Origin of the sequence: Tateyamaria sp. syn59 (assembly GCF_007995245.1) — a bacterium.
Taxonomy (GTDB): Bacteria; Pseudomonadota; Alphaproteobacteria; order Rhodobacterales; family Rhodobacteraceae; genus Tateyamaria.
Map to the genome: position 1 here is coordinate 1 of NZ_VCBA01000031.1, position 6,889 is coordinate 6,889.

The window sequence follows — 6,889 nt, forward strand, 5'->3', positions numbered from 1 at the left end:
CCCGTGGCTGAAGGCGGCACGCATATCTACGTTCATGCCAAGGTGGTGATCATGGACGACAGGCTGCTGCGCGTGGGGTCCTCGAACCTGAACAATCGCTCGATGGGGTTCGATACCGAATGTGACCTGTCGATCGAAGCGGAGGACGATGATGATCCGGAGCTTCGTGCCAGCATCGTGGGGCTCAGGAATGACCTTCTGGCTGAGCATCTGGGGGTGTCCAACGATGTCGTGGAGAAGACCCTGCTGGAGAACGGCGGATCGCTGGTCCAGACGATCGACGGCCTGAAAGGCGAGGGGCGCAGCTTCATCTCCTTCGAACCGCCTGAGTTCGGAGATCTCGAGGAAGAGGTGCTGGGCGAGAACGAGCTGTTCGACCCCGAGAGTGTCTCGAACAGCTGGACGGGGTGAAGCCTGAGCCGCACTCAGGCTCCCGACCCATTCTCAGTTCTCGTCCGACTTCTGGTAGAGCTTCACCAGAAGGTTCCCGAACGCGCCGATGAACATGAAGAAGGCGCCGAAGATGAAGAGCCAGACACCTACTGTCTGCCATTTCATGTCGATGAGGCCGGCATCGGGGTTCTGCTGCTCGAACATCGGCAGGAACAGCACGCTGCCTGCGAAGAACATCACGTTGCCCGCTAAGCCGAGCGACAGGTGGATCCATTCGTAGTCCTGCACCAGCGTCTTGATGGGGTTGGCCATGTTTCACTCCTCGTTTGCGGCGGAGGCTTGAAGCGTCAGAGAGCGGCCGGGCCAAGGCGGCGACCGGCTCTGGGCCGGCCGCCTGACGGGTCAGTCCCGGACGGGACGACCGAGGCCCGCGCCAATCACAGCGGCGATCAGGCCGAGAAGCGAGGCGATGAAGGCTGCCATCGCGGCGCTGCCAGCCGCGTCGAGCGCCGTGTCCATGGCCTGCGCGGCGGTCTGGCGCGCCTCCTCGAGCGCGGCCTGCGCCGCATCCACGGTCTCCTCGAGTTGAGCCTGGACCTGGTCGACGAACTGCTCGGCCTCCGCCTGCGAGATGTTGAAGCGGTTCTGCAGAACGTTCAGGGCCTCTTCGCGGTCTTCCTCGCTCAGCACGCCGCCCTCGCCGAACAGGGTGCCCACGAGGTCATCGATCTCGCTCGGGGCCGTGGTCGGCTGCTGCACGACCTCCGAGGCCGTCCCCTGCACGGCGTCGATCGCGCGGCGCCGTTCAGCCTGGTCGATCACCTCCCGGAAGATCTCGCGGGCTTCTGAGCGGAAGTTCTGCGGCGTCAGACCCTGCGCGCTGAGCGTCTGCTGCAGGTCCTGCGGCAGGGCCTCCATGCTGACCTGGGGCAGGGCGAAGTCCGGAAGCTGCACGTCCTCAGGGATCACTGCCTGCGCGGCTTCGGAGACGTTCTCGGCCGTTCTGGTCAGGAGCGAGCCGGTCATGTTCGCAAGGCTCACCGAGGCCGACACGCCGAGCCAGACGGCGGCCAAGGTTGCCACGGCCCAAACCGCCGCGCCATGCAGCCAGCTGCCCATCTTGTGCAAGGCACCTGCGAAGCGCCCGGCAGCATAGCCACCGGCCAGTAGCGCCAGGATCTGCGAGACCACGATCCACCACGGGGCCACCGAGGGCACGGCGCCGATCGGATTGGCCTCCGTCGGCTCGAGCGCGGCGAAGCCCCACCACAAACCCAGAAGACTGAGCAGGATGAAGCTTGATAGACCGATAACGGTCCCGGCGAAGATGGCGCTCCAGGAGGCGCGGCCGCCCCGATCGAGAGTGGCTTCGGCAGCGGTGGCTGCAGCTGTGGTCTGCTTCATCGCGATCACCCTTGTGTTACCTGTCTCAAGGGCGAACGGGGGGATTTCTCGATGGTTCCATTACCTAGCTACAGATGGGACTGCAGCGAGATGGTTTAAAGTAATCGATCCTATGGCTAGTTGTAGCTTGATCTGGCTGTTTCTCAACGGCCAATACGCTGCATGGAAGACTGCTGTCGAAGAGAGTCATCCTCTTCAAGCGCGTCTCTAATAGCCTGAATCGTAATGTGAATATTGGCGATTCGCTTGATGCGATCATCGTTGTGAACATCAAGACGATAGAGTTCGACATTTCGCCGCTCTATCAGCTCATCTTTGAGGGCTCTCAACTCGTCATGGGTTTTCATAATGTTCCGTCTCGTCGGGTTGCTCCAATGCCACTTCGATATAGTGCTGATTAGGGGTAATTCGATTGCCGATAAGTCCGCTTCCGTATTCTGGTGACAATTTGCATGCTGTTCCGCTTTTCGGGTATGTTTTGTTTTTCCGTAGCTTGAACTAATTTCGAACTTACTCAACATGCTGGATAGAGCGCATATCTCTGTAAGAGCGTAGTTCACGATTTAGTCGTCGCCGGATCCCTCAAAGCGTGAGGTTGTTGCCCCTGACCGAGTAAGGGGAGTAGCCACCATGCAATGGCTTGCCGACCACAGCGCTTCGCTTTCCGTGATCTTCAACGCGGCCATGCTCGTGGTCTGGATTTCCTACCTGAACATCTTCCTGTTCAGCTTCCTGCGCCAGCGTCGTCAGCTCGTCACGATCACCCAGGGCGCGGGCGCGGCGCTGAAGGCCAAGTGCTTCGTCGCCAACCTTGGCTTGGAGCCGATCTATATCGTCGAGGTCGTGGTCGACCTCGTGGTAGGAGGTGAGCGGAGCCAGGCGGTGGTAACCGACCGGACGCTGATGAGCGACCAGGAACTGCAGGACCCGCGTGAGGCGACCAACCAGGGGCCTCTGCAAAGCGGACATCACAGCAGCATCGGCGAGTTCGAGGACCTGATCCGGCGGGGGCTCTTTGCAGGGGAATGCAGGGGAAGCCTCGATGAGGTCTCCGACGTCACTGTCACGGTGGTCACCGCCACAGCTGCAAAAGGCGCCGTCACAGGGGCACGTCGGGCCTTCGTCATCGAAGGCAGGGGCGAAGAGCGCATTCTGCACGGGCGTTTGCTGATGGCTGAGCAAATCACGAGCAAGGCCGCCAGCCGGAAGCTGCGGCGCGAAGTCGAGCAGCGGCTCGGGATCGTGTGAGAGCCGGCCACATTGGAGGGGTCGGCCAGGCTTACCGATGCCGCGATCACTTGCCAGTCCCGGGAATCTCAGGCGCGACAGCGGGCCCTGATGTTGCTGCAGGTCATGAGATCCAGCATTCGCCCAACGAGCTTGGTAGTCAGTGAAATGCATTGGGAGAGGTGCTCTCACCTCTGACGGCATGGCATTTCAGCCGGAGATGCCGAAGTGCCAAGCCGCCACTGGAACGGCGAGCAGCAGGAGCATCGACGCCACCACCATCACTCCATCACGCGTCAGGAGCCCGGCCGCGAAGAGCGCGATGACGGCCGAGGCGATCGAGCCGGATGTCGGAATGATCTCCATGAACGGCATGAACAGGGTCAGACCGAGGATCAGCAACAGCGGAAGCCAGAGCCACGGCCGATGGAAGAGGAAGGTGAGCCGTGTCTTCAGAAAGCGCTCCATGAAGCGCACCGGCTTGCGGAGCCAGCCGATCCCCTTGCACAGCTTTGCGGCTGACATCTGGCGCTGTGTGACGAAGGCCGGCAACCAGACGCAATCGCGCCCAGCGATCATCTGCACCACGAGGATGAAGACGATCACGGCCACGGTCGCGGTGATGCCGGGGATGGCGCTCGCGGGCGATGTCGAGATCAGGGAGAAGACCAGCATCAGCGACGCGAATGAGCGGTGGCCCAGCTTCGCGATCACCGTCTCGATCTTGACGCTCTTACCCTCCACGGAACTCTCGAGTTGGTCGAGAACTTCGCTGAGCGCGCGCGTGCGTGGTTGAGCCATTGCACCTCCCCCGTCAGGGCGAACGGCCATCAGCCAGCTCGGTTCCTGTGTCGCTCGGGACATCTGGCGAGGGGGCCGAAAGGGAAAACCCCGCCGACCGGATGGTCGACGGGGCTCGGAGATAGACTTCAAGGATGGGTTGGGTCCCTCTCAGCTCCCGATCCGCTCGTAGTCGAACCGCTCGAGCTCACCAATCTCGTCCTCGGTGTAGGGGAGATCGTAGTAGGGGCTGCCGGCATCCCAGCCCATGTCGTAGTCATAGCCATAGAACGGATAGGCCTGATAACCCGCCCCGTAGGCGGAACTGGCATTCGTGACTACGGCCGCAACTTCACCGTCCCGCAGGATCAGGTCGTTGATGTAGCCGAACTCGGAATAGATGTCGCCGTCCTGAAGACGGGCGGTGTCGCCGATCAGCTCGGAGACTCGCCATGCGCGCACGACGTCCATATCGTCCACGCCCGAGATGGTCTGGCTGCCCGCTTCATCGGCGCTCACCGCGTCATAGGTCCACAGATCGTAGTCGCTGACGCTATCCCCGGTTAGGGGCACCATGATGCCGTCGCTATCATCGGCGAGGGAGACCTCCTCGAACGGGATGTTCACATGGGTGTCGCCGATGTCCCAAAAGCCGCCAACCTCGGCAATGACCGACAGGACGCGGCCGTCGGGGCCGATGACGAGATCCTCAACCTCGCCGATCTCTTCACCGGTCACACCATAGACTTCCATCTCGTCGATGAACTCCTCGGCGCTGATGCCGCCGGCGTAGATGTCGTCATAGCGCCAGTCGGCGAGCGAGAGGATCTCGTTGGTCTCGAGGGTGGTGGCTTGGTTGTAGCCAAACGTCTCAAGGCGCGGGGTCGCGTCGTACTCGACTTGCGAGATGGTCAGGTTGTCGTCGGAGTCGTAGACGCCATAGAGAACGGTCGCGAACTCCTCCTGGCCGAGCTCGCCGTCGCTCCAGTTGTCGAAAAGACGGGCCTCCATGAAGCCGTCGTTGAACTCATCTTCGGTCAGGTAGCCGTCGCGGTCGAGGCCGCCATAGCCGATGGTCTCGTAGTCGTCGAACCACAGATCCCAGCCGTCGCTGTACTCGGCTTCGGTCAGCAGGCCGTCGGCGTCATCGTCCCAGGTGTCATACAGGCCCCCGAGGAACTCCTGTTCGACGATCATGCCGTCGCTGTCGGCATCCCACAGTCCGAAGAGCTCGCCGCTGTAATTCTGGAACTCGACCGAGCTCAGCTCGAGGTTCCCGTCGGTATCGATGTCGCTGTAGGTGTAGGTGGTCTGCGCCAGCGCCGGCATGGTGCCGGTCACGGCCAGAGCAAGGCCCATGGCAGTCGCGGTCTTCAGTCGCATGTCGTCTTACCTCCTGGTCGGTAGGGATGGCCGCCTGCGAAGGGAAGGATCCTCTCCGCCACGTGCAACGACCGGTGGATTGGCCGCCCAACGGACGCGCCCTGCTGAGGTTCCGACGTTCTAGCGATGTTGTGAGGCGGCGAACTGGTCAGGCCGGCGAACGTTAGGCCATTTCAAGCCCCGCATTGAGCACCCCTAATCGAAGGGAGTGACCATGACGAAGAGAACCATCCCTATCATCGCAATTGCAGGGGCCGCCGGCGTCGCGGCCCTGCTCGCCACGAGCTTTGTTGGCGATGACGTCAGTGACCTGGCTGGCCCGGAAGAAGATGTGAGCCAGCTGGCCGAGCCGCCTACGGCTGACATTGGAGGTGACAGCGAAATCAGTTCCGAACCCATGGAAGACATTGGCGAGGAAGCCGTACCGGCCATCGATCAGCCCACCACGGAGATGCTGACCGACGAGGTCGAAGACGAGACGATCCCGCCGCTGCCCGGAACCGACCCCGTCGTACTCCCAGGCGACGAGGTGATGGCCTCGCAGGTCGAAAGCGAGGCCGAAGCCATTCTCGGGACCGAAGCGGCTGGTTCGAACGAAGGCCTGGCCGTCATCGAAGAAGCGCTGGCGTCGGAAACCTTCGACTACGACGCTCTGCTCGAGGCGATCGGAGGCTCGCCCCTCGAGGAAAGCCGGAAGGCCGAACTGCTCGCCGCGCTGGAGAAGCGAGAGGGCGACCCAGAAGGCACGCTTGAAGTGCTGCGAGAGATCCATGCCGAGCTGGTCTCGCCCTGACATGACCGAACCACTGCGGTCTCGGACGACCTGAAGGAGAACGACATGCAAATCATGAACACCAGAACCATGGCGCTCAGCCTGCTCATGACGACAGCCGCTGCTGGACAGGCGCTTGCCTTCGACATCGGCGTCTGGGACCCCGACACCGATGGCGTAATTACCGAAGCGGAGTTCGACGTCGCATGGGTGACGCAGACGGACTACGCATCGAGCTACGACAGCGACCTCTCCGGCGGCCTGGATGCCCCGGAGGAACTCACCGGTGACTTCTCGGCTTTCGACCTCGACGACAACGGCGTCATCGAGGGCGAGGAGATCGATCACCTGAGAACTGTGATCGAGGAGGGATTGGCACAGGATTTCTGATCTTGTTCCTTACCAAAATATGATTGGCTCATTTGGGGACATATTTTCATAGGGGACGTTAAATCCGTCCCCTTCCTCATTCCTAGCAGGCTACTGAAAAAGGCGCAGCGGCTGGCTTGGTCTGACTTCCACTTATGCTTTGCCATCAATCCTTTGACAGACGAGCCACGCTATTGTCAGATGCCCCGGACCGCCCCCTTTTGGAGGAAAGGTGGTGAGCCGGGTCGGATCGGAGTGCCGAGGGAGGTCGGCACTCCGATCCGACCACCGCCTTACCTCGTCTATCTCTACCGTGAAGCCCGGAAACTGAACCTGCTACCCTGCACGGCGCCCAAAGGTGCCGTGGCTATGGCACCGGTTCGCTTGTGATGGGAGGAGATAAGCGAACCGGCGCCCCGAACCGGCATGCGAGGGAGGACGCGATGCCGGTCCGTGTTCCATGTCGCCCCTTTGATCGAGGCTTTTTAAGGCGTCCCTGTTGGATGAACTTGACCTACGTCGCAGCCACGTGACTCGCAATCGTCAGCGCAGAATGCACTT

General features: G+C 61.6%; 9 protein-coding genes. 4 read left to right on the forward strand and 5 right to left on the reverse strand.

Annotation, left to right across the window (positions count from 1 at the left end; all coding sequences use genetic code 11):
• Nucleotides 1-411, forward strand: a 411-nt coding sequence (locus tag FD715_RS21875; protein WP_223275045.1) for a phospholipase D-like domain-containing protein, incomplete at its 5' end; no start/stop codon positions are given.
• 33 nt (nt 412-444) lie between these two features.
• Here the strand turns inward: FD715_RS21875 and FD715_RS21880 are convergent.
• From FD715_RS21880 to FD715_RS21890, 3 genes are all read right to left on the reverse strand, one after another.
• Nucleotides 445-705: a YrhK family protein gene (locus FD715_RS21880; protein WP_147115243.1), complete on the reverse strand. Its 261-nt coding sequence runs from the start codon at nt 703-705 to the stop codon at nt 445-447.
• Between the two features lie 90 nt (nt 706-795).
• Nucleotides 796-1,797 (reverse strand): hypothetical protein, encoded by a 1,002-nt coding sequence (locus FD715_RS21885; protein ID WP_147115247.1) that lies wholly within the window; start codon nt 1,795-1,797, stop codon nt 796-798.
• Between the two features lie 143 nt (nt 1,798-1,940).
• Nucleotides 1,941-2,144, reverse strand: coding sequence for a hypothetical protein (locus tag FD715_RS21890; RefSeq protein WP_147115249.1), 204 nt, complete (start codon nt 2,142-2,144; stop codon nt 1,941-1,943).
• A 283-nt stretch (nt 2,145-2,427) separates the two neighbouring features.
• On the opposite strand from FD715_RS21890, the gene FD715_RS21895 reads away from it, so the two are divergent.
• Nucleotides 2,428-3,045, forward strand: a complete 618-nt coding sequence (locus FD715_RS21895; protein WP_147115252.1) for a hypothetical protein — start codon at nt 2,428-2,430, stop codon at nt 3,043-3,045.
• Nucleotides 3,046-3,234: 189 nt separating this feature from the next.
• Here the strand turns inward: FD715_RS21895 and FD715_RS21900 are convergent, their stop codons facing one another.
• Nucleotides 3,235-3,825: an exopolysaccharide biosynthesis protein gene (locus tag FD715_RS21900; protein ID WP_147115254.1), complete on the reverse strand. Its 591-nt coding sequence runs from the start codon at nt 3,823-3,825 to the stop codon at nt 3,235-3,237.
• 150 nt (nt 3,826-3,975) lie between these two features.
• Nucleotides 3,976-5,187 (reverse strand): PRC-barrel domain-containing protein, encoded by a 1,212-nt coding sequence (locus tag FD715_RS21905; protein WP_147115257.1) that lies wholly within the window; start codon nt 5,185-5,187, stop codon nt 3,976-3,978.
• Nucleotides 5,188-5,401: 214 nt separating this feature from the next.
• Between FD715_RS21905 and FD715_RS21910 the strand changes: the two genes are divergently transcribed.
• Both FD715_RS21910 and FD715_RS21915 read left to right on the forward strand, forming a co-directional pair.
• Nucleotides 5,402-5,980 carry a hypothetical protein gene (locus FD715_RS21910; protein ID WP_147115261.1) on the forward strand — a complete coding sequence of 193 codons (579 nt, stop codon included), beginning with the start codon at nt 5,402-5,404 and terminating at the stop codon, nt 5,978-5,980.
• A gap of 45 nt (nt 5,981-6,025) precedes the next feature.
• Complete coding sequence (locus FD715_RS21915) at nt 6,026-6,349, forward strand: hypothetical protein (RefSeq protein WP_147115263.1); 324 nt, start codon at nt 6,026-6,028, stop codon at nt 6,347-6,349.
• The last annotated feature ends 540 nt before the right edge of the window (nt 6,350-6,889 follow it).